The sequence below is a fragment of the Pulveribacter suum genome, assembly GCF_003013695.1.
GTDB classification, from domain to species: Bacteria; Pseudomonadota; Gammaproteobacteria; order Burkholderiales; family Burkholderiaceae_C; genus Melaminivora; species Melaminivora suum.
Map to the genome: position 1 here is coordinate 1,618,352 of NZ_CP027792.1, position 20,369 is coordinate 1,638,720.

18 protein-coding genes and 6 tRNA genes are annotated in these 20,369 nt (G+C 68.0%); 18 read left to right on the forward strand and 6 right to left on the reverse strand.

The genetic code is table 11. The features are described 5' to 3' along the window. Positions 1-19: 19 nt before the first annotated feature. A complete protein-coding gene (locus C7H73_RS07465) occupies positions 20-727 on the reverse strand; it encodes a glycine zipper 2TM domain-containing protein (RefSeq protein WP_405124785.1) in 708 nt (235 codons plus the stop codon). A 110-nt stretch (positions 728-837) separates the two neighbouring features. Next, entirely contained in the window at positions 838-1,212 is a 375-nt protein-coding gene (locus tag C7H73_RS07470) for a Spx/MgsR family RNA polymerase-binding regulatory protein (protein ID WP_106846069.1), read from the reverse strand. 48 nt (positions 1,213-1,260) lie between these two features. Between C7H73_RS07470 and folC the strand changes: the two genes are divergently transcribed. The 12 genes from folC (at position 1,261) to C7H73_RS07530 (ending at position 9,222) form a co-directional block, all read left to right on the forward strand. After that, a complete protein-coding gene (gene folC, locus C7H73_RS07475) occupies positions 1,261-2,589 on the forward strand; it encodes a bifunctional tetrahydrofolate synthase/dihydrofolate synthase (RefSeq protein WP_106846070.1) in 1,329 nt (442 codons plus the stop codon). Positions 2,590-2,779: 190 nt separating this feature from the next. Further along, positions 2,780-3,622 carry an SPOR domain-containing protein gene (locus tag C7H73_RS07480; protein ID WP_106846071.1) on the forward strand — a complete coding sequence of 281 codons (843 nt, stop codon included), beginning with the start codon at positions 2,780-2,782 and terminating at the stop codon, positions 3,620-3,622. A 54-nt stretch (positions 3,623-3,676) separates the two neighbouring features. After that, entirely contained in the window at positions 3,677-4,168 is a 492-nt protein-coding gene (locus tag C7H73_RS07485) for a CvpA family protein (protein WP_106846072.1), read from the forward strand. 92 nt (positions 4,169-4,260) lie between these two features. Then, the gene (gene purF / locus C7H73_RS07490) at positions 4,261-5,778 is read left to right on the forward strand and encodes an amidophosphoribosyltransferase (RefSeq protein WP_106846073.1); all 1,518 of its coding nucleotides are present in this window, start codon (positions 4,261-4,263) and stop codon (positions 5,776-5,778) included. A 129-nt stretch (positions 5,779-5,907) separates the two neighbouring features. After that, positions 5,908-7,122 carry an O-succinylhomoserine sulfhydrylase gene (locus C7H73_RS07495; protein ID WP_106846074.1) on the forward strand — a complete coding sequence of 405 codons (1,215 nt, stop codon included), beginning with the start codon at positions 5,908-5,910 and terminating at the stop codon, positions 7,120-7,122. Further along, positions 7,119-8,531, forward strand: coding sequence for a glutamate--tRNA ligase (gene gltX / locus C7H73_RS07500; protein WP_106846075.1), 1,413 nt, complete (start codon positions 7,119-7,121; stop codon positions 8,529-8,531). The genes C7H73_RS07495 and gltX overlap by 4 nt, the downstream gene beginning before the upstream one ends. 65 nt (positions 8,532-8,596) lie before the next feature. Further along, positions 8,597-8,672, forward strand: a tRNA-Ala gene (locus C7H73_RS07505). A 33-nt stretch (positions 8,673-8,705) separates the two neighbouring features. Next, positions 8,706-8,781 (forward strand) — tRNA-Glu (locus tag C7H73_RS07510). A 47-nt stretch (positions 8,782-8,828) separates the two neighbouring features. Then, a tRNA-Asp gene (locus C7H73_RS07515) sits at positions 8,829-8,905 on the forward strand. 8 nt (positions 8,906-8,913) lie between these two features. Then, positions 8,914-8,989, forward strand: a tRNA-Ala gene (locus C7H73_RS07520). Positions 8,990-9,022: 33 nt separating this feature from the next. After that, positions 9,023-9,098, forward strand: a tRNA-Glu gene (locus C7H73_RS07525). A 47-nt stretch (positions 9,099-9,145) separates the two neighbouring features. After that, positions 9,146-9,222, forward strand: a tRNA-Asp gene (locus C7H73_RS07530). A 121-nt stretch (positions 9,223-9,343) separates the two neighbouring features. Here C7H73_RS07530 and C7H73_RS07535 read toward each other — a convergent pair. The 3 genes from C7H73_RS07535 to phaP form a co-directional block, all read right to left on the reverse strand. Next, positions 9,344-10,102 carry a 3-hydroxyacyl-CoA dehydrogenase gene (locus C7H73_RS07535; RefSeq protein WP_106846076.1) on the reverse strand — a complete coding sequence of 253 codons (759 nt, stop codon included), beginning with the start codon at positions 10,100-10,102 and terminating at the stop codon, positions 9,344-9,346. A 105-nt stretch (positions 10,103-10,207) separates the two neighbouring features. Continuing rightward, the gene (locus C7H73_RS07540; protein ID WP_106846077.1) at positions 10,208-11,260 is read right to left on the reverse strand and encodes an extracellular solute-binding protein; all 1,053 of its coding nucleotides are present in this window, start codon (positions 11,258-11,260) and stop codon (positions 10,208-10,210) included. A 253-nt stretch (positions 11,261-11,513) separates the two neighbouring features. Further along, complete coding sequence (phaP, locus tag C7H73_RS07545) at positions 11,514-12,068, reverse strand: TIGR01841 family phasin (protein WP_106846078.1); 555 nt, start codon at positions 12,066-12,068, stop codon at positions 11,514-11,516. 221 nt (positions 12,069-12,289) lie between these two features. Here phaP and C7H73_RS07550 point away from each other — a divergent pair, with 221 nt between their 5' ends. From C7H73_RS07550 to C7H73_RS07575, 6 genes are all read left to right on the forward strand, one after another. Further along, positions 12,290-12,778: an acyl-CoA thioesterase gene (locus C7H73_RS07550; protein ID WP_106846079.1), complete on the forward strand. Its 489-nt coding sequence runs from the start codon at positions 12,290-12,292 to the stop codon at positions 12,776-12,778. A 117-nt stretch (positions 12,779-12,895) separates the two neighbouring features. Continuing rightward, on the forward strand, positions 12,896-14,077 hold the full coding sequence (pncB, locus tag C7H73_RS07555; protein ID WP_106846080.1) for a nicotinate phosphoribosyltransferase: 1,182 nt from the start codon (positions 12,896-12,898) through the stop codon (positions 14,075-14,077). Positions 14,078-14,150: 73 nt separating this feature from the next. Then, positions 14,151-15,566: a sodium:proton antiporter gene (locus C7H73_RS07560; RefSeq protein WP_106846081.1), complete on the forward strand. Its 1,416-nt coding sequence runs from the start codon at positions 14,151-14,153 to the stop codon at positions 15,564-15,566. 34 nt (positions 15,567-15,600) lie between these two features. Then, positions 15,601-16,578, forward strand: a complete 978-nt coding sequence (locus C7H73_RS07565; protein WP_106846082.1) for a 2-hydroxyacid dehydrogenase — start codon at positions 15,601-15,603, stop codon at positions 16,576-16,578. Positions 16,579-16,644: 66 nt separating this feature from the next. Then, positions 16,645-18,261: a DNA recombination protein RmuC gene (gene rmuC, locus C7H73_RS07570; protein WP_106846083.1), complete on the forward strand. Its 1,617-nt coding sequence runs from the start codon at positions 16,645-16,647 to the stop codon at positions 18,259-18,261. A gap of 101 nt (positions 18,262-18,362) precedes the next feature. Continuing rightward, positions 18,363-19,469, forward strand: a complete 1,107-nt coding sequence (locus C7H73_RS07575; RefSeq protein ID WP_264371578.1) for an MFS transporter — start codon at positions 18,363-18,365, stop codon at positions 19,467-19,469. Between the two features lie 16 nt (positions 19,470-19,485). Here the strand turns inward: C7H73_RS07575 and C7H73_RS07580 are convergent, their stop codons facing one another. Beyond that, a complete protein-coding gene (locus tag C7H73_RS07580) occupies positions 19,486-20,349 on the reverse strand; it encodes an LOG family protein (protein ID WP_106846085.1) in 864 nt (287 codons plus the stop codon). Positions 20,350-20,369: the final 20 nt, after the last annotated feature.

The following is a 20,369-nucleotide window of genomic DNA, read 5'->3' on the forward strand; positions in this document are numbered from 1 at the left end:
CTGGACAGGCGCGCGCGGCTCAGTAGCGGTCGCGGTAGTGGCGCGGCGGGCGGTAGGGATTGCCCCAGCTGTCGCGGTATTCGATCACGGTGACGGGCGGCGTCATGTACGCCGGCGGCCCGGGCGGAGTGGCCACCACCACGCCCGGCTGCACGTAGCGCCCGCCGTCGCCGTAAACCGGCGCCTGGCCGGGGTAGGGCGGCTGGCTGGGGTAAGGGGCCTGGCCCGGGTAGGGCGGCTGGGCCATGCCGGGCACGGCCGGCTGCACGCTCAGGGCGATCCAGCTGCCCGGGTCGGTCTGCGTGCGGGTGCTGTACTGGCGGCCGGCGTATTCATACACCACGTCATAGCCGATGACGCGGTTGTCGTAGTAGGTCTCGGTGGTGCAGCGCTGCACGTTCTCGTAGCCGGGGCGGCCGGACTCGATGCTGTTGCCCAGCACGGCGCCGCCGATCAGCCCGATGGCCGTGGCTGCGGCCCGGCCGCTGCCCCCGCCGATGGCATTGCCGGCCGCGCCGCCGGCGATGGCGCCCAGCACGGCGCCCGCACCGCTGGGCGCGCGCCCGCCGCTGTAGATGGTCTCGTTGCCGCAGACCTGCTGAGGCGTGGCGACTTGCTGGGTAATGGGCGTGGCCGACAGCACGCGGCCCATCTCCTGCGCCTGGGCGGCCAGCGCGGCGCTGGCGGCCAGGGCGGCGAGCGCGAAGGTCTTGAAAGTCATGGTCATGGGCGAAAAGCTCCTTTCGGTTGGCAGATAACGCGCCAGTAATGCGGGAAGTTTCGCCTGCGCCCGTCAACCCTGGTGTGGCCAGACGTAAAGATGCGTAAAGGCGCGGGTCAGGCAGCGGCGCGCGCGGCCAGCCGCTCGTCCCAGGCCTGCGGCGCAAAGCCCACGGTGATGGCGTCGCCCCACTCCACCACCGGGCGCTTGATGAGCGAAGGCTGCGCGAGCAGCAGCGCAGCCAGGCCGGCCGGGTCGGCGGCGCGGGCCTGCGTGGCTGCGTCCAGGCGCCGCCAGGTGGTGCCCTGGCGGTTGAGCACGCGCTCGGGGCCGGCGGCCTGCAGCCACTGCTGCAGCCGGTCAGCCGGCACGCCCAGCTTCTTGAAGTCGTGCAAGGCGTGCGGCACGCCGCGCTCGGCCAGCCAGGCGCGGGCCTTCTTCACGGTGTCGCAGTTGGGAATGCCGTAGAGGGTGACGGTGGGGGTACTCATGGCCGCCGATCATGGGCCATGCCCGGCTCGGCGACAATCACGCCCGCCATGCAAACCGCCACCGCCAAGACCCTGTCCGACTGGCTGCACCACTGCGAGCAGCTGCACCCCAAGAACATCGAGATGGGCCTGGAGCGCGTGGGCGAGGTGGCCCGGCGGCTGCAGCTGGCCTTCAAGTGCCCGGTCATCACCGTGGCCGGCACCAACGGCAAGGGCTCGACCTGCGCCATGCTGGAGGCCGTCTGCCTGCAGGCCGGCTACCGCCCCGGGGTCTATACCTCGCCGCACCTGGTGCGCTTCGAAGAGCGCTGCCGCATCCGCGGCGAGAGCGTGGCCGCCGACGCCCTGGCGCCGCACTTCGAGGCGGTGGAGCGCGCCCGCACGCAGGACGGGGACGAGGTCTCGCTGACCTACTTCGAATTCACCACCCTGGCCATCCTGCGGCTGATGAGCCAGGCGCCGCTGGACGTGGCCATCCTGGAGGTCGGCCTGGGCGGGCGGCTGGACGCCACCAACATCATCGATGCCGACTGCGCCGTGATCACCAGCGTGGACGTGGACCATGTGGAATTCCTCGGCCCCGACCGCGAGAGCATCGGCCGCGAGAAGGCGGGCATCATGCGCGCCGGCCGCCCGGTGATCGTGAGCGACCCCGTGCCGCCGGCCAGCGTGATCGAGCGTGCCCGCGAGATCGGCGCCGACCTGTGGCGCTTCGGCCAGGACTTCAACTACACCGGCGACAAGCAGCAGTGGGCCTGGGCCGGGCGCGGGCGGCGCTATGCCGGCCTGGCCTACCCGGCGCTGCGCGGGGCCAACCAGCTGCTCAACGCCTCGGGCGCGCTGGCCGCGCTGGAGGCGCTGCGCGAGCAGCTGCCGATCACTGCGCAGGCGGTGCGCGCCGGCCTGGCGCTGGTGGAGTTGCCCGGGCGCTTCCAGATCGTGCCCGGCCAGCCCGCGCTGGTGCTGGACGTGGCGCACAACCCGCACTCGGTGGCGGCCCTCACGGCCAACCTGGACGCTATGGGCTACTTTCCCACCACGCATGCCATCTTCGGTGCCATGGCGGACAAGGATCTCGCGCCCATGCTGGCCAAGGTCGGCCCGCTGATCGACCGCTGGTACTTCACCAACCTGGACACGCCGCGCGCCCTCACGGCGCAGCAGCTGCAGCAGCGCTGGGGCGCCCTGCAGATCGCCGCCGGCGCCCAGCGCGAAGTGCCCACCAGCACCCACGCCAGCCCGCTGCAGGCGCTCGCCGCCGTCATGGAGGTGGCAGACCCGGCTGATAGAATCGTCGTCTTTGGCTCCTTCTACACGGTGGGTGGCGTGCTCCAGCAGGGGGTGCCCCGCCTGCAGGCCAAGCACCTGGGGGCTTAGGAACGTGTTTACGATCTCCGCGCGGGTGTGCAGTCGCGGCCTCGGGCGGTCTGCTTCGTTGCAAATCCTCGCGATAGCACAGGCTATCGCTGCGGTTTGCTCCTCGCAGCCCATCCCGATCCGCATCCCGCGCCCCCGCGCGCGGAGAGCGTAAACGCGTTCCAAGGCCAAGCCCTTCCTCCCCCTGTCCATGGCATTTTTCAAGTTTCGCTGGCCCGGCAAGGCCCAGGCGCAGGCCGACAAGGCCAAGCCGGCCAGGCGTGCGTCATCCTCCCCCGCCGCGCGCGCCCCTCAGGCCGAAAGCCTGGAGGACATGCGCCGCCGCGCACGCCACCGCCTGATCGGAGCCGCCGTGCTGGTGCTGGCCGGTGTGGTGGGCTTTCCGCTGCTGTTCGACTCGCAGCCGCGGCCCATCCCCGTGAACGTGGCCATCGACATTCCTGACCGCAACAAGGTCGCGCCGCTGGTGGTGCCGCACGAGGCCGAGCCGGCTGCAGCGCCGGCGATGCGCGAGAGCGCCTCGGCCGGCCTGGGCGACGGCGAAGAGCTGCTGCCTGCCGCTGCGCCCGTGCTGGCACCGCCGCCCGCCCCCAAGCCCGAGCCGAAGCCGGACCCCAAACCTGAGCCGAAGGCCGAGCACAAGCCTGAACCCCGACCCGAGCCCAAGCCGGAGGCTAAACCGGAGCCCAAGCCCGAACCCAGGCCGGACCCCCGGCCCGCCGCGCGCAGCGACGACGCTGCCCGGGCCCGTGCGCTGCTGGAGGGGCGCCAGCCGGCGCCGGCCGCGCCTGCTGCCGAGGCCGCAGGCCGCTTCATCGTGCAGGTGGGCGCCTTTGCCGATGCCGACAAGGCGCGCGAGGTGCAGGGCAGGCTGGAGCGATCGGGCCTGAAGGCCTACACCCAGGCGGTGGACACCAGGGACGGGCGCCGCACCCGCGTGCGCGTGGGGCCGTTTTCCAGCCGCGCCGAGGCCGACAAGGCGGCCGAGCGCGTCAAGGGCGCCGGCCTGTCCGGTGCCGTGCTGGCGCTGTAGGCGCGCGCGCCGCGCGGCCCTTCTTTTTCGTCCACCCACACGCACGACTGCCCAATGGCGGCACTGGACTGGATCTTCGTGGCGGTGCTGGGCGCGTCGCTGCTCATCGGGGCGTGGCGCGGGCTGGTGTTCGAGCTGCTGTCGCTGGCCGGCTGGGTGGCAGCGTTTTTTGCGGCGCAGTGGTTTGCGGCCGACGTCGGCGAGCGGCTGCCGATGGGCGAGCCCGATGCCGCCTGGCGGCACGTGGCCGGCTTCGCGCTGGTATTCATCGCGGCGGTGTTTGCCTGCTCGCTGCTGGCCTGGCTGCTCAAGAAGCTGGTCGATGCCGTGGGCCTGCGGCCGGCCGACCGGGCGCTGGGCGCGCTGTTCGGCGTGCTGCGCGGCGTGGTGCTGCTGCTGGCGGGCACCCTGGTGGTGGGCTGGATGCAGCTGGGCGATGCGCCCTGGTGGCGCCAGTCGCAGGGCGCGCCGCTGCTGCAGCTGGCCCTGCAAGGCCTGCAGCCGGCGCTGCCGCAGGCGATGGGAAGGCATGTGCCGGTCTGGTAGGGCCGGCGGGCGGACGACTATTTTTTGGGGGCGGCCACAAGCGGCCTCTTGGCAACACAGCACACTCACTCACTTCAGCGCGAGAAACATCTATGTGTGGAATCGTCGGCGTGGTCAGCGCCAACCCCGTGAACCAGCTCATCTACGACGCGCTGCTGCTGCTGCAGCACCGCGGCCAGGACGCGGCCGGCATCGTCACCCAGGAAGGGCGCAAGTTCTTCATGCACAAGGCCAAGGGCATGGTGCGCGACGTGTTCCGCACGCGCAACATGCGGGCGCTACCCGGCAACGCCGGCCTGGGGCAGGTGCGCTACCCCACGGCGGGCAATGCCGCGAGCGAGGAAGAGGCCCAGCCGTTTTACGTGAACGCGCCGTTCGGCATCGTCATGGTGCACAACGGCAACCTGACCAACGCGCGCCAGCTGCGCCGCGAGCTGTCGGAGACCGACCACCGCCACACCAACACCGAGAGCGACTCCGAGGTGCTGCTGAACGTGCTGGCGCACGAGCTGGCCCGCGCCAGCCGCGGCGCGCCGCTGCAAAGCGAGGATGTCTTTGCCGCCGTGCGCGCCGTGCACCAGCGCGTGAAGGGGTCTTATGCCGTGATCGCGCTGATTGCCGGCTACGGCCTGCTGGCGTTTCGCGACCCGTTCGGCATCCGCCCCCTGTGCCTGGGCCGCGGCGCGGACGGCAGCGTGATGCTGGCCAGCGAATCCGTGGCGCTGGAGGGCACGCTGCACCAGGTGGAGCGTGACGTGGCGCCGGGCGAGGCGGTGTTCGTGCACGAGGATGGCCGCATCGAGACGCAGCAGTGCGCCGCCGCCAGCCAGCTGATGCCCTGCATGTTCGAGTACGTCTATCTGGCCCGGCCGGATTCGATCATGGATGGCATCTCCGTCTATCAGGCGCGCCTGAACATGGGCGAGACGCTGGCCAAGCGCGTGGTCTCCACCGTGCCGCCCAGCGAGATCGACGCCATCATCCCGGTGCCCGAATCGAGCCGCCCCAGCGCCATGCAGCTGGCGCAGCTGCTGGGCCTGCCGTACCGCGAGGGCTTCGTGAAGAACCGCTACGTGGGCCGCACGTTCATCATGCCGGGCCAGGCCACGCGCAAGAAGTCGGTACGCCAAAAGCTCAACGCCATCGCCAGCGAATTCAAGGGCAAGCGCGTGCTGCTGGTGGACGACTCCATCGTGCGCGGCACGACCTCCAAGGAGATCGTGCAGATGGCGCGCGACGCCGGCGCGACCCAGGTCTATCTGGCCTCGGCCGCGCCGCCGGTGCGCTTTCCCAACGTCTATGGCATCGACATGCCCACGCCCGGGGAGCTGATCGCCCATGGCCGCACGGTCGAGGAGATCCGCCAGTGGATCGGCGCCGACGCGCTGATCTACCAGGACGTGGAGGCCATGAAGCAGGCCGTGGGCCGCATCAACCCGCAGGTGGCCGGCTTCGAGGCTTCGTGCTTCGACGGCCACTACGTCACGGGCGACATCACCGACGAGGACGTGGCGGCGCTGAACGCGGGGCGCAACCGCGGCAGCAAAGACGGCGAGGAGGATGAGGAGGACACTTCGCGCCTGTCCCTGCCTAATGCGGACCTGGCCTGAGGCGGGCTGCTGCTCCTGAAAGGTGAGCTGCCAGCGCTTGGCCTACAACGGTTTCAGCATGAAAATGCTTTGAAAGCAGCATCCATAAAGCGCCAGCAGCTATTGTTTTTGACAAAAGAGACCTCCACAGTGACCGATTCCACCCTGCCCGACGGCCTGCACCCCGAGACCCTGGCCGTGCGCGAGGCCGTCGCCCGCAGCCACTTCGGCGAGCACAGCGAAGCCCTGTACCTGACCAGCAGCTTCGTGCAAAGCGACTGCGACAGCGCCGCGCGCCGCTTCTCGGGCGAGGAGCAAGGCTATACCTACACCCGCACCGGCAACCCCACGGTCGCCAGCTTCGAGCGCCGCCTGGCCGCCATGGAGGGCACCGAATGCGCCGTGGCCACGGGCACCGGCATGTCGGCCATCCTCCTGATGGCGCTCACGGTGCTCAAGAGCGGCGACCACGTGGTGGCCTCGCAGTCGATGTTCGGCTCGACGCTGAAACTGCTGGGCAGCGAGATGGCGCGCTTCGGGGTGGAGACGACCTTCGTGTCGCAGACCGATGTGCAGGCCTGGGCAGCGGCCATCCGCCCCAACACGCGCCTGCTGTTTGCCGAGACGCCCACCAACCCGCTGGGCGACCTGTGCGACATCGCCGCGCTGGCTGCCGTTGCGCACGAGCGCGGCATCCTGCTGGCGGTGGACAACAGCTTTTGCTCGCCCGTGCTGCAGCGCCCGGCGCTGCTGGGCGCCGACCTGGTGGTCTATTCGGGCACCAAGATCCTGGAGGGCCAGGGCCGCGTCATGTCCGGCGCCGTCTGCGGCACGCGGGCGCTGGTGGACAAGGTCATGGGCACTTTCATGCGCAGCGCGGGGCTGAACCTGTCGCCCTTCAACGCCTGGGTGGTGCTCAAGGGCCTGGAGACCCTGGGCCTGCGCGTGCGCGCGCAGAGCGCGGCGGCCCTGGACCTGGCCGCGTGGCTGGAGCAGCACCCCAAGGTCGCCCGCGTGCATTACTCGGGCCTAGCCAGCCACCCGCAGCACGAGCTGGCCATGCGCCAGCAGGGCGGCCTGGGCGGGCCGGTGCTGGCGTTCGACGTGGTGGGGCAGGGGCCGCAGCAGCTGCGCGCCAACGCCTTTCACGTGATCGACAGCACCCGCGTGTGCTCCATCACCGCCAACCTGGGCGACGTGAAGACCACCATCACCCACCCGGCCAGCACCTCGCACGGGCGCCTGAGCGAAGAGCAGCGCGCCGCCGCCGGCATCGGCCAAGGGCTGGTCCGCGTTTCCGTGGGCCTGGAACATCTCGACGATCTGAAGGCCGACCTGTTGCGCGGCCTGGATACCCTCGCATGACCACAAACACCAAAGTCCGCACCCGCTTCGCCCCGTCCCCTACGGGCTTCATCCACCTGGGCAACATTCGCTCGGCGCTGTACCCCTGGGCGTTCGCGCGCTCGCAGGGCGGCGACTTCATCCTGCGCATCGAGGACACGGACGTGGAGCGCTCCACCCAGGCCGCCGTGGACGTGATCCTGGAAGGCATGCAGTGGCTGCAGCTGGACATCGACGAGGGCCCGTTCTTCCAGATGCAGCGCATGGACCGCTATCGCGCCGTGCTGGCGCAACTGGTCGCCAGCGGCCACGTCTATCCCTGCTACATGAGCGTGGAGGAGCTGGACGCCCTGCGCGAGCGCCAGACCGCCGCCAAGGAAAAGCCCCGCTACGACGGCACCTGGCGGCCCGAGCCCGGCAAGGTGCTGCCACCCGTGCCGGAGGGCGTGCAGCCCGTGCTGCGCTTCAAGACGCCGCAGGACGGCGTGGTCGCCTGGGATGACAAGTGCAAGGGCCGCATCGAGTTCCAGAACAGCGAACTCGACGACCTGGTCATCGCCCGCCCGGACGGCACGCCCACGTACAACTTCTGCGTCTGCGTGGACGACATCGACATGCGCATCACCCACGTGATCCGCGGCGATGACCACGTGAACAACACGCCGCGCCAGATCCACATATTCGAGGCCCTCGGAGCGGCCGTGCCGGTCTTTGCCCACCTGCCCACCGTGCTCAACGAGCAGGGCGAGAAGATGAGCAAGAGGAACGGCGCCAAGGCCGTCACCCAGTACGCGGCCGAGGGCTATCTGCCTGATGCCATGGTCAACTACCTGGCGCGTCTGGGCTGGAGCCACGGCGACGACGAGATCTTCTCGCGCGCGCAGTTTCTGCAGTGGTTCGGCCTGGACCACCTGGGCCGCAGCGCCGGCCAGTTCGACGAGGCCAAGCTGCGCTGGGTCAATGCCCAGCACCTGAGGGCGCTGGACGACGCGCAGCTGGCCACGCTGGTGCGCCCCTTCGTGCTGCAGACCGGCGTGGGCGCCGGGCAGCTGGACCACGATGATCGCCTGCCGCGCATCTGCGCGCTGTTCAAGGACCGCTGCGACACGCTGGTGGACCTGGCCGGCTGGGCGCGGCTGTTCTACGTGGACGCCATCGAGCGCAACGACGAGGACGCGGCAAAGCACCTGACGCAGGCTCCGGCCGCGCTGCTGGAGGCTTTTGCCGCCGCCATCGCCGCCGTGCAGTGGGACCGGGAATCGATCGCCGCCGCCATCAAGCAGGTGCTGAAAGAGCAGGGCGCCAAGATGCCGCAGCTGGCCATGCCGGTGCGCGTGCTGACCCTGGGCACGGCGCACACGCCATCGGTGGATGCGGTGCTGGAATTGCTCGGACGCGAAAAAATCCTGGCGCGTTTGAAAAGCCTCTGAAAACCTGTCTATAATTCGAGGCTCAGCAGATGGCGGCGGCAAGCGATTGCCTTTGTTGTCTGAGTGGGGGTATAGCTCAGCTGGGAGAGCGCTTGCATGGCATGCAAGAGGTCATCGGTTCGATCCCGTTTACCTCCACCACTGGTTGTTTTTGAACGCAAGTTCTTAGGTTTTGACCCTATCGTCTAGAGGCCTAGGACACTACCCTTTCACGGTAGGTACCGGGGTTCGAATCCCCGTAGGGTCGCCAAGTTTGGCTGCACTTGGACTCACCAGAGTCGCAACGCAGCTACCGCGGGAGTGGTAGTTCAGTTGGTTAGAATACCGGCCTGTCACGCCGGGGGTCGCGGGTTCGAGTCCCGTCCACTCCGCCAAAGTTTTCGGGGGTATAGCTCAGCTGGGAGAGCGCTTGCATGGCATGCAAGAGGTCATCGGTTCGATCCCGTTTACCTCCACCACTGGTTGTTTTTGAACGCAAGTTCTTAGGTTTTGACCCTATCGTCTAGAGGCCTAGGACACTACCCTTTCACGGTAGGTACCGGGGTTCGAATCCCCGTAGGGTCGCCAAGTTTGGCTGCACTTGGACTCACCAGAGTCGCAACGCAGCTACCGCGGGAGTGGTAGTTCAGTTGGTTAGAATACCGGCCTGTCACGCCGGGGGTCGCGGGTTCGAGTCCCGTCCACTCCGCCAGAGTTTGAAAAGGGCTGCATCGCGAGATGCAGCCCTTTTTTTTGCTTCAAACCCCGCCCCATACGCATGAAAAACGCCTGCAGTGCAGGCGTGGCAAGCGCGGGGCGCTATCAAAAAGAGATCACTTCGGTGCCAGGCGGATGGCACCGTCCAGCCGGATCACCTCGCCGTTGAGCATGTCGTTCTCGACGATGTGGCGCACCAGCTTGGCGTAGTCCTCGGGCGTGCCCAGGCGGCTGGGGAAGGGCACGCCAGCGGCCAGCGCGTCCTGCACCTCCTGCGGCATGCCGAACAGCATGGGCGTGCCGAAGATGCCCGGGGCGATGGTCATGTTGCGGATGCCGTTACGCGCCAGGTCGCGGGCGATGGGCAGCGTCATGCCGACCACGCCGCCCTTGGAGGCCGCGTACGCTGCCTGGCCGATCTGCCCGTCATACGCCGCCACGCTGGCGGTGGAGATCATCACGCCACGCTCGCCGGTGGCTTCGGGCTCGTTCTTGCTCATGGCCTCGGCGGCCAGGCGGATCATGTTGAAGCTGCCCACCAGGTTGACGGTGATGGTCTTGGCAAAGGTGGCCAGGGCGTGCGCGCCGTTCTTGCCCACGGTCTTCTCGGCCGGGGCAATGCCGGCGCAGTTGACCAGGCCCACCAGCTTGCCGAGCGACGTGGCCTTGGCCACTACGGCCTGGCCGTCGGCCTCGCTGCTCACATCGCAGCGCACAAAGGCGCCACCGATCTCGCGCGCCACGGCCTCGCCCTTGTCCGCCTGCATGTCGGCGATGACCACCGTGCCGCCGGCCTGCGCCAGCATGCGTGCCGTGCCTTCGCCCAAGCCGGATGCGCCGCCCGTGACGATGAATACCTTGCCCTTGATGTCCATGTGGCTGTCTCCTGTAGTGCCGTTGACGTAAACGTCAATTATCACTGACGCCCGGGCAAAAAAATGCCCGGCAGGACCGGGCATTCGGGAGCAAGGGGCGGGCGATCAGCGGAAGCCCACACGGTCCAGCATCTGCTGCACCTTGACCTGATTGGCGCCCACCGCGCCGATCGGGATGGTTTCGGCCTTGAAGGGCTTGCCGCCCGTCATTGCCTTCAGGGCCGGGTTGTCCAGCTCCACGCCTTTGGCGGCCGGCCATTCGTTGTTGGCGTTGGCGAAATAATTCTGCGCCTCGGGGCTGGCCAGGTATTCCAGGAACCGGATCGCGTTGTCCTTGTGCTTGGCATGGCGTGCCACGCCGCCGCCGGCGATGTTCAGGTGCGTGCCCCAGGAGTCCTGGTTGGGGAACACCACGCCCACTTTTTGCATGATGGCTTTGTCGTCGGCCTTGTCCGAACGCATGATGCGCGCCAGGTAGTAGCTGTTGGTCACGGCCACTTCGCACTCGCCCGTGGCCACTGCCTTGATCTGGTCGGTGTCGCCGCCCTTGGGCCAGCGCGCCATGTTGTCCACCATGCCCTTGAGCCAAGCTTGCGTCTTTTGCTCGCCCATGTGCTCCATCACGGCGCCGAACAGGCTCAGGTTGTAGGGGTGCGAGCCCGAGCGGATGCACAGCCGGTCGCGGTTCTTGGGGTCGCCCAGCTCCTCGTACGTGTCCACGTCCTCGGGCTTGACCTTGGCCTTGTTATAGACGATGACGCGGGCCCGCGTGGACAGGCCGAACCAGGCGATGCCGCCATCCGGCGCCGGCTGGGCCCGCAGGTTGGCCGGAATGACGTCCTCCAGCAGCTTGGAGCGCACGGGCAGAAACAGGCCCTCGGTTTCGCCGCGGTAAAAGCGTGCGGCGTCCACCAGCAAGATGATGTCGGCAGGCGAGGCAGCGCCCTCGGCCTTCAGGCGCGCCATGATGCCGGCGTCGTCCGAGTCCACGCGGTTGATCTTGATGCCGGTGGTCTTGGTAAAGCCTTCGTACAGCGCCTCATCCGTGGCGTAGTGGCGTGCGGAGTAGAGGTTGAGCACCTTTTCTTCCTGCGCGCTGGCGGTGCCGGCGGCAGCCAGGACGCAGGTGAGCAGCAGGGTCTTGAGGCGGATGGACATGGGCCGGGGTGCTTTCTGTGAAATAGGAACGTTCGGATGATAAAGCAAACGAGAATCGTTCCTGAATCAAACCGGTACCGGGGCAGGACTGTCTGCTGGCAAAGCGCAGGCAAAAAAAAGCCCAGTCAACGACTGGGCTTGAAGGGATCCAGAAACAGGGTTTCGAGAGGATCCAAGGAGACAACTGGAGGATCTGGCGTGCCAGATCAAGCAGATGCAATTATAGGGGTAAACCCTGTGAATCGTCCAGTGATCAGCCCTTGCGTTGCGTGTCGGCCACTTCGGCCGTGGCACGCGTGGCGCTGGAGGCCATGGCGTTGAAATTGGCTCCGGCGACGTCGCTGGCTTGCTTGACGGCCTTCTGCACGGATTCAAAGGCGTTGTTGGCGGCGGACACGGCGCTCTTCATCACTGCAACCGAAGTTTCCGAGCCGGCCGGGGCGTTCCTGGCGGCGGTCTCCACGAAGCTGCTGACGTTTTGCTGCACCTGGGCGGCCTGGGCTTCAAGTGCCTTGCCGAACTCGGTGCCCGTGCCCGAGGCGATCTCGTACAGGTGACGGCTGTAGGCCACGGCCTTTTCAGCCAGGGGTTGAAACTGGCTGGCCTGCAGGGCCAGCAGCTGCTGCACGTCCTTGGCAGACAGCACGGCCTGGGTGTGGGTGGCAGCTTCGCTCAAGGCGGCGCGCGAGGCGGCCACGTTCAGCTCGACGAGCTTTTCCATGCCTTCGAAAGCCTTGTTGGTCAGCCCGAACAGGGTTTCCAGGTTGGCCTTGTGCGAAGCGAGCAGTTGGTCTTGGGTCAGTGTCATGTCTTCTCTCCTGTGAGATGCCCCCTGGCGGGAGCGGGGTTGAGATGGCTGCGCTGTCCGGCCCTGAAGAACCTACTCATGTTGCAGTGCAGCATAAAGCGAATTCTACAGCGTTGACGCGAACTTGCAAGGATTTTGCTGCAGTGCAGCAATTTTCTTGGTAACAAGATTTGTACGCGCTGCAAGCCCGGCCTGGGGTGCGCTGGCACAATCGTCCGTCCATGAATGCTTCGCACTCCGCCAGCGCCTCGGCCAGTCTTCAGGCCCGGCCGATGCCCCAGCACCGCGCGTCCTACGCCGCCTTTCGTACCATCGGCTCGCGGTGGTCGGACAACGACATCTACGGCCACGTCAACAACGTCGTTTATTACGCCTGGTTCGATACGGCGGTGAACGGCCACCTGATCGAGCAAGGTGCCCTGGACATCCATGGCGGCAACACCATCGGCCTGGTGATAGAGACGCAGTGCAACTACTTCGCCCCGCTGGCGTTCCCGCAAACGGTGGAGGCCGGGTTGCGCGTGGCACGTCTGGGCACCAGCAGCGTGCGCTACGAAGTCGGTCTGTTCGCCCAGGGGGAAGCCCTGAGCGCCGCCTGCGGCCACTTCATCCACGTCTATGTGGACCGGCAGGACCGCCGCCCGCGGCCGCTGCCGGCGCGCTTGCTGCAGGTGCTGCAGGCCCTGCAGATGCCCGCCGCGCCTCAGTAGTCTCCGCAGCAGGCGCTGCGGCGTTGGTGCAACAATCGGACCGCTGCCGCCGGTCTTGCGTCTTTCTTCTTTCCCCGCGCGCTTTCGCTTCACCGGTGTGTCCCCGCGCCTGCTTTCATGATCATCACCAGCCTGCTCGATACCGACCTGTACAAGTTCACCATGATGCAGGTGGTGCTGCATCAGTTTCCCGGCGCGCAGGTGGAATACCGCTTCAAGTGCCGCAACCCCGGCGTGCAGCTGGCGGCCTGCGTGGCCGAGATCCGCGACGAGATCCGCGCGCTGTGCAGTCTGTCCTTTCAGGACGCGGAGCTGAGCTACCTGCGCTCGCTGCGCTTCATCAAGAGCGACTTCGTGGACTTCCTGGGGCTGTTTCGCCTCAACGAGAAATACATCCGCGTGAGCGCGCTCCCCTCGGGTGAGATCGACATCACCATCTCCGGGCCCTGGCTGCACACCATCCTGTTCGAGATTCCGGTGCTGTCCATCGTCAACGAGGTGTACTTTCGCCACCTGCACAAGGTGCCGGACTACCTGAAGGGCCGCAGCCGGCTGGACGAGAAGATCGCCCAGCTGCAGCAGACCGGCCTGGGGGGGCTGAAGATCGCCGACTACGGCACGCGCCGGCGTTTCTCGCGCGCCTGGCACGAGGAAATCCTGCACGTGCTGCGCGCCCGCGCGCCCGAGCAGCTGGCCGGCACCAGCAACGTGCTGTTCGCCATGAAGCTGGGCCTGACTCCTTTGGGCACGATGGCGCACGAATATCTGCAGGCCTGCCAGGCGCTGGGCCCGCGCCTGCGCGACACGCAGGTTTTCGCGTTCGAGGTGTGGGCCAAGGAGTACCGCGGCGACCTGGGCATCGCCCTGTCCGATGTGTACGGCATGAACGCCTTCCTGCGCGACTTCGATTTGTACTTTTGCAAGCTGTTCGACGGCGCGCGCCATGATTCGGGCGACCCGTTCGTCTGGGGCGAGCGCATGCTGCAGCACCTGCGCGACAACCGCGTGGACCCGCGCACCAAGACGCTGATCTTCAGCGACGGCCTGACCGTGCCCCGCATCGTGGAGCTGCACCGCCAGTTCCACGGCCGCTGCCAGCTGGCCTTCGGCATCGGCACCAACCTGACCAACGACTTGGGGTACGAGCCGCTGCAGATCGTCATCAAGATGACGCGCTGCAACGGCCAGCCAGTGGCCAAGGTGTCAGATGCGCCCGGCAAGAACATGTGCGACGACGAGAAATACCTGGCCTACCTGCGCCAGGTGTTCGAGATCCCGTCCGCGCCCGAAGGCGCGTGAGCGCCCTGCGCCCGCACGCTGGCCCTGCAGCGGCAGGCCAAAAGAAGATGAGAGACCCAAGGAGATGAAATCCATGAAGCCCCTGCGCGCGCTGGCCCTGTCCGCGTTCTTCCTGGCGCCCGCGCTGGCCGCGGCCGCCGACATCGACGGCGCCCGCCTGTCCATGCTGTGGGGCGTGCCCTTTGCCGGCGTGCTGCTGTCGATTGCGCTGCTGCCGCTGCTGGCGCCGCATTTCTGGCACCGTCACTTCGGCAAGGTGACGGCCGCCTGGTCGCTGGCCTTCCTGGTGCCGTTTGCCATCGTCTTTGGGCCTGCGGCGGCCACCGCCGGCTTTGCGCATGCGCTGCTGGCCGAGTACCTGCCGTTCGTCATCTTGCTGGCGGCGCTGTTCACCGTGGCGGGCGGCATCTACATCCGCGGCAACCTGCAGGGCAGCGCCGGCCTGAACGTCGGCCTGCTGGCCATCGGCGCCGTGCTGGCCAGCTTCATGGGCACGACCGGCGCGTCCATGCTGCTGATTCGGCCCCTGATCCGCGCCAACGACGGGCGCAAGCACATCACGCACGTGGTGGTGTTCTTCATCTTCATCGTCTCCAACGCGGGCGGCTCGCTCACGCCCCTGGGCGATCCGCCGCTGTTCCTGGGCTTCCTCAAGGGCGTGGATTTTTTCTGGACGCTGCAGCACATCTGGCCCGAGACCCTGTTCATCGTGAGCGTGCTGCTGGCGCTGTTCTTTGCACTGGACGCCTGGTTCTGGCGCCAGCCGGGCGAGCGCCTGGCTGCGGATCCGACGCCCGACACGGCGCCCGAGACGTTTGGCTTCGATGGCAAGGTCAACTTCGCGCTGCTGGCTGTGGTGGTGGGCCTGGTGCTCATGAGCGGCCTGTGGAAGAGCGACGTGCAGTGGAACGTGGCCGGCACGGTGGTCGGCCTGCCCGGGCTGGTGCGCGACGCCGGGCTGATCCTGGTCACACTGGTCTCGCTGGCCCTGACGCCGGGCCAGGTGCACGAGGACAACCAGTTCAGCTGGGGACCCATGCAGGAGGTGGCCAAGCTGTTCGCCGGCATCTTCCTGACCATCATCCCGGTCATCGCCATGCTGAAGGCGGGCGTCAACGGCCCGTTCGGCGCGATCGTGTCGGCGGTGACGCGCGCCGACGGCTCGCCCGATCCGGCCATGTACTTCTGGGCCTCGGGCCTGCTGTCGTCCTTCCTGGACAACGCGCCGACCTATCTGGTGTTCTTCAATACCGCCGGAGGCGATCCGGTGACTCTGATGACCACGCACGCGGCCACGCTGGCGGCGATTTCGGCCGGCTCGGTCTTCATGGGCGCCAACACCTACATCGGCAACGCGCCCAACCTGATGGTGAAGGCCATTGCCGAGGACCGCGGCGTGGCCATGCCCAGCTTCTTCGGCTACATGCTGTGGTCGGTGGGCATCCTGATGCCGCTGTTCGTCGTCATCACCTTCATCTGGCTGCGCTGAGCGCAGCGCCAGCAGCCCAGGAGCATTGCACCCCATGACCAAGCCCCGCATCCTCATCGCCCGCAAGATCTTTCCCGAGGTCGTGCAGCGCCTGTCCGGGCACTTTGACGTGCAGGCCAACGACGCTGACGTGCCATGGACGCCCCAGGAGCTGGCCGCCCAGCTGCAGGACAAGGACGGCGCGCTGACCACCGGCAGCCAGCGCATCGACGGCGAGCTCCTGGCCGCCTGCCCGCGCCTGAAGGTGGTGGCCAACATGGCCGTGGGCTACAACAACTTCGACGTGGCCGCCATGACCGCCGCGGGCGTGCAGGGCACCAACACGCCGGACGTGCTGACCGAGACCACCGCCGACTTCGGCTTTGCCCTGCTGATGGCCACGGCCCGGCGCATGGCGGAGGCCGAGCACTACCTGCGCGCCGGCCTGTGGCAGAACTGGAGCTACGACATGTTTGCCGGCAGCGAGGTGCACGGCAGCACCCTGGGCATTCTGGGCATGGGCCGCATCGGCCAGGGCATTGCCCGGCGCGGCGCACACGGTTTCGGCATGCAGGTCATCTACCACAACCGCTCGCGCTTGAGCGACGAGCTGGAGGCCGAGTGCCAGGCGCAGTACGTGTCCAAGGACGAGCTGCTGGCGCGCGCCGACCACCTGGTGCTGGTGCTGCCCTACAGCCCCGAGTCGCACCACGCGATGGGCGAAAAGGAGCTGGCGCAGATGAAGCCCACTGCGACGCTGGTCAACATCGCGCGCGGGGGCATCGTGGACGACGCGGCGCTGGCCCGGGCGCTGAAGGACCGGCGCATCGCCGCTGCCGGCCTGGACGTGTTCGAGGGCGAGCCCGCCGTACATCCGGCGCTGCTGCAGGTGCCCAACGTCGTGCTCACCCCGCACATTGCCAGCGCCACCGTCGCCACGCGCCTGGCCATGGCCAACCTGGCGGCGGACAACCTGATCGCCTTCTTCGAGGCCGGTCGCGCGCTCACGCCGGTGAATGCAGTGACTGCATGACTACAAGCAAAAACAGCCTGAAACCCTTGCCAGTCAAGCGCTGGCAGCTATCAAAACAATAGTAAAATGGCCTTTGAAATGGTTGTCGCACTGGCATTGCTGGTGCTCATCGCGCTCCTGCTGGGCGCGTTGCTGCTGCGCCCGGTGCGCGTGCAGCTGCCGCCCGAGTGGCTGCAGCAGCTCAAGAACCTGGAGGCCGCGGTGCAGTCCACCCAGCTGGCCGTGGCGCGCAACGACGGCGCGCTGGCCGGCATGGACCAGCAGCTGCGCGGCTTTGCCCAGGCCACGCAGTCGCTGCTGGACGAGCGCCTGGCCCAGGCCCGCCAGGACGCGGCCGCCGGGCGCCGCGAGCTGTCGGAGGCGCTGGCCGCCTTTCGCACCGAGCTGGCGCAGACCACGCGCACCCTGGCCGACGGCAGCACCCGATCGCGCGAGGCCATCGGCGAGAGCACGCAACTGTTTGGCCAGCGCATCCAGGAGCGCTTCGACGCCCTGAGCCTGGCCACGCACAGCACGCTGGACTCGCTCAAGGGCGACATCCACACCCAGCTGTCGGCCATGGCGCTGGCACTGAAGGAGCAGCTGGCCGGCAACACGCGTCAGCTGGGCGAGCTGGCCGCCGGCAGCCAGCAAAGCGCCGAGGCCCTGCGCGGCGCGCTCAACGAGCGCCTGGCCGCCATCCAAAGCGACAATGCCGCGCGGCTGGAGGAGATGCGCCGCACCGTCGATGAAAAGCTGCAGTCCACGCTGGAGCAGCGCCTGGGCGAGTCCTTCAAGCTGGTCAGCGAGCGGCTGGAGCAGGTGCACAAGGGCCTGGGCGAGATGCAGACCCTGGCAGGCAGCGTGGGCGACTTGAAGCGCGTGATGACCAACGTGAAGACACGCGGCACCTGGGGCGAGATGCAGCTGGGGCTCATCATCGACAACGTGCTCACGCCCGAGCAGTACGCCAGGAACGTCAAGACCATGCCCGGCAGCGACGACCTGGTGGAATTCGCGGTCCGCCTGCCGGGCAGAAGCGACGAGCAGCCGGTGTGGCTGCCCATCGACTCCAAGTACCCGGTGGAGCATTACCAGCGCCTGCAGGACGCGCACGACGTGGCCGACAAGGCCCAGATGCTGTCGGCCGGCAATGCCTTCGAGACGTCCATCCGCATCGAGGCGCGCAAGATCTCGGCCAAGTACGTCTCGCCCCCGCACACCACCGACTTTGCCGTGCTGTACCTGCCCACCGAAGGGCTGTTCGCCGAGGTCATGCGTCGCCCCGGCCTGGTGGAGGCGGTGCAAAACGAGTGCCGCGTGATGATCACCGGCCCGGCCAACCTGGCGGCCATGCTCAGCAGCCTGCAGATGGGCTTCAAGACCCTGGCCATCGAGAAGCGCTCGTCGGAGGTCTGGGGCGTGCTCGGGCAGGTCAAGACCGAGTTTGCCAAGTTCGGCGAGGTGGTGGAGGCCACGCGCAAATCCATCGACGCCGCGGCCAAGCGGTTCGAGCAGGTGGGCGTGCGCACGCGTGCCATCCAGCGCAAGCTGCGTGACGTGCAGCAGCTGCCCGCGCCGCAGGCCGGCACCGAAGGCGCCATCTCCGCCGCGGCTGCGGCCGCACTGGCGCAGGAGGAGCTGGAGATCGATGCGGGCGAGGTGGACGAGGAGGCCGGGGAGCAGCTGCCAGGCGCTGCATGACGGCGCCGCTGGCTGCGCAGGACGCCGCCGCCGACGGCGAACCCGCCACACTGCGCACGCTGGCGCGGCTGATCGCGGCGCAGGTCTGCATCCATGCCGCCATGACGGGGCTGCGCATGGCCGCGCCGCTGCTGGCCCTGCAGCATGGCTACGGCCCGGCGGCAGTGGGTTTTTTGCTGGCGCTGTTTGCGCTGTCGCAGGTGTTTTTGGCGCTGCCGGCAGGGCGCTATGCCGACCGGCATGGCCTGAGGCGCCCGGTGCGCCTGGCCGTGGTGGCGGCCAGCCTGGGCGCCGCCGGGGCCCTGGCGCTGCCGGTGTTTGCCATGCTGTGTGTGGGCGCGCTGCTCACGGGCGGCGCCACCGGGGTGGCGACCATCGCGCTGCAGCGCCACGTGGGCCGCGCCGCGCAGGGTGCGGCGCAGCTGCGCAGCCTGTTCAGCTGGCTGGCCATCGGCCCGGCGGTGGCCAACTTCCTGGGGCCCTTCAGCGCGGGCTTGCTGATCGACCACGCCGGCAGCCAGGCCGGCAGCCTGACCGGCTTTCGCGCGTCGTTTGCGCTGCTGGCGCTGTTTCCGCTGCTCACCTGGCTGCTGGTGCGCACCGCGCGGGAGCTGCCGCCGGTGCTGGCTGCGGCCGGCGGGCCCCGCGCCAGCGCCTGGGACCTGCTGGCCGACGAGCGCTTTCGCCGGCTGCTGCTGGTGAACTGGCTGCTGTCCTCGTGCTGGGACGTGCACACCTTCGTGGTGCCGCTGCTGGGGCACGAGCGCGGGCTGTCGGCCTCCGTCATCGGCACCATCCTGGGCGCCTTCGCCGTGGCCGCGGCCCTGGTGCGGGTGCTGATCCCGCTGGTGGCCGGGCATCTGCGCGAGGCCAGCGTGGTAGCCGGCGCCATGGTGGCCGCAGCCGCGCTGTTCGGTGTCTATCCGCTGCTGCCCACGGCGCTGCTGATGGGCGCGTGCTCGGTGCTGCTGGGGCTGGCGCTGGGCTCGGTGCAGCCGATGGTCATGAGCCTGCTGCACCAGATCACGCCGGCGCACCGCCATGGCGAAGCCCTGGGCCTGCGCGTGATGGCCATCAACGGCTCCAGCGTCGCCATGCCGCTGCTGTTTGGCAGCGTGGGCACGGTGATCGGCGTGGGCGGGCTGTTCTGGGTGGTGGGCGCCCTGGTGGGCGTGGGTTCGGGCATGGCCCGCCGGCTGCGGGCCTGACGGAAGCCGCTTTTTTCTACAGCTTGTAGAAGGTGCGGATGGTCTCCCAGGCCTCGGCCGGGTCGTCGGTGATGTGAAACAGTTCCAGGTCGGCCGGGGAGATGGTGCCGAACTCCAGCATCACGTCGAAGTTGATGATGGCGCGCCAGAAGCTGCTTCCGAACAGCACGATGGGCACCGGCTTGGCCTTGGTGGTCTGCACCAGGGTCAGCACCTCGAACAGCTCGTCCATGGTGCCGAAGCCGCCGGGAAAGACCACCAGCGCCTTGGCGCGCATCATGAAGTGCATTTTGCGCATCGCGAAGTAGTGGAACTTGTACGACAGCGACGGCGTGATGTAGCGGTTGCCGCTTTGCTCGTGCGGCAGCGTGATGTTCAGGCCTACGTTGGGCGCGCCGGCTTCATGGGCGCCGCGGTTGGCCGCTTCCATGATGCCGGGGCCGCCGCCGGTGCAGATGTACATGCGCTCGGCCGGCGGGCGGGTTTCGCTGTAGTCGGCCACCAGGCGGGCGAAGCGGCGGGCGGCGTCGTAGTAGGCGGCGTTGCGCACGGCGCGCTCGGCCAGGGCGATGCGCTGCGCGTCGCCGCTGGCGCGTGCGTCCTGCAGCAGCCGCTCTGCGTCCTCGGGCGCGAGAAAGCGCGCGCTGCCGTACACCACGACGGTGTTCTCGATGCCCTGGGCGGTCTGGCCCAGGTCGGGCTTGAGCAGCTCCAGCTGAAAGCGGATGCCGCGTGTCTCGCGGCGCAGCAGAAATTCCGGGTCGGCAAAGGCCAGGCGGTAGGAATCGGCGTGCAGCGGGTTGCCGGAGACGGCGTAGTTGTGCAGCTCGGACCAGGCGTTGGCCAGGCGGCTGTCCTGCAGTTGGGTATTGGCGTCCATGGGGGTATCTTAATGAAATC

Bases quoted from the DNA above. Each gene is read 5' to 3' on its own strand.
- C7H73_RS07465 (WP_405124785.1), bottom strand. From the start codon at position 727: ATGACCATGACTTTCAAGACCTTCGCGCTCGCCGCCCTGGCCGCCAGC.
- C7H73_RS07470 (WP_106846069.1), bottom strand. From the start codon at position 1,212: ATGAGTACCCCCACCGTCACCCTCTACGGCATTCCCAACTGCGACACC.
- folC (WP_106846070.1), top strand. From the start codon at position 1,261: ATGCAAACCGCCACCGCCAAGACCCTGTCCGACTGGCTGCACCACTGC.
- C7H73_RS07480 (WP_106846071.1), top strand. From the start codon at position 2,780: ATGGCATTTTTCAAGTTTCGCTGGCCCGGCAAGGCCCAGGCGCAGGCC.
- C7H73_RS07485 (WP_106846072.1), top strand. From the start codon at position 3,677: ATGGCGGCACTGGACTGGATCTTCGTGGCGGTGCTGGGCGCGTCGCTG.
- purF (WP_106846073.1), top strand. From the start codon at position 4,261: ATGTGTGGAATCGTCGGCGTGGTCAGCGCCAACCCCGTGAACCAGCTC.
- gltX (WP_106846075.1), top strand. From the start codon at position 7,119: ATGACCACAAACACCAAAGTCCGCACCCGCTTCGCCCCGTCCCCTACG.
- C7H73_RS07535 (WP_106846076.1), bottom strand. From the start codon at position 10,102: ATGGACATCAAGGGCAAGGTATTCATCGTCACGGGCGGCGCATCCGGC.
- C7H73_RS07540 (WP_106846077.1), bottom strand. From the start codon at position 11,260: ATGTCCATCCGCCTCAAGACCCTGCTGCTCACCTGCGTCCTGGCTGCC.
- phaP (WP_106846078.1), bottom strand. From the start codon at position 12,068: ATGACACTGACCCAAGACCAACTGCTCGCTTCGCACAAGGCCAACCTG.
- C7H73_RS07550 (WP_106846079.1), top strand. From the start codon at position 12,290: ATGAATGCTTCGCACTCCGCCAGCGCCTCGGCCAGTCTTCAGGCCCGG.
- pncB (WP_106846080.1), top strand. From the start codon at position 12,896: ATGATCATCACCAGCCTGCTCGATACCGACCTGTACAAGTTCACCATG.
- C7H73_RS07560 (WP_106846081.1), top strand. From the start codon at position 14,151: ATGAAGCCCCTGCGCGCGCTGGCCCTGTCCGCGTTCTTCCTGGCGCCC.
- C7H73_RS07565 (WP_106846082.1), top strand. From the start codon at position 15,601: ATGACCAAGCCCCGCATCCTCATCGCCCGCAAGATCTTTCCCGAGGTC.
- rmuC (WP_106846083.1), top strand. From the start codon at position 16,645: ATGGCCTTTGAAATGGTTGTCGCACTGGCATTGCTGGTGCTCATCGCG.
- C7H73_RS07575 (WP_264371578.1), top strand. From the start codon at position 18,363: ATGACGGGGCTGCGCATGGCCGCGCCGCTGCTGGCCCTGCAGCATGGC.
- C7H73_RS07580 (WP_106846085.1), bottom strand. From the start codon at position 20,349: ATGGACGCCAATACCCAACTGCAGGACAGCCGCCTGGCCAACGCCTGG.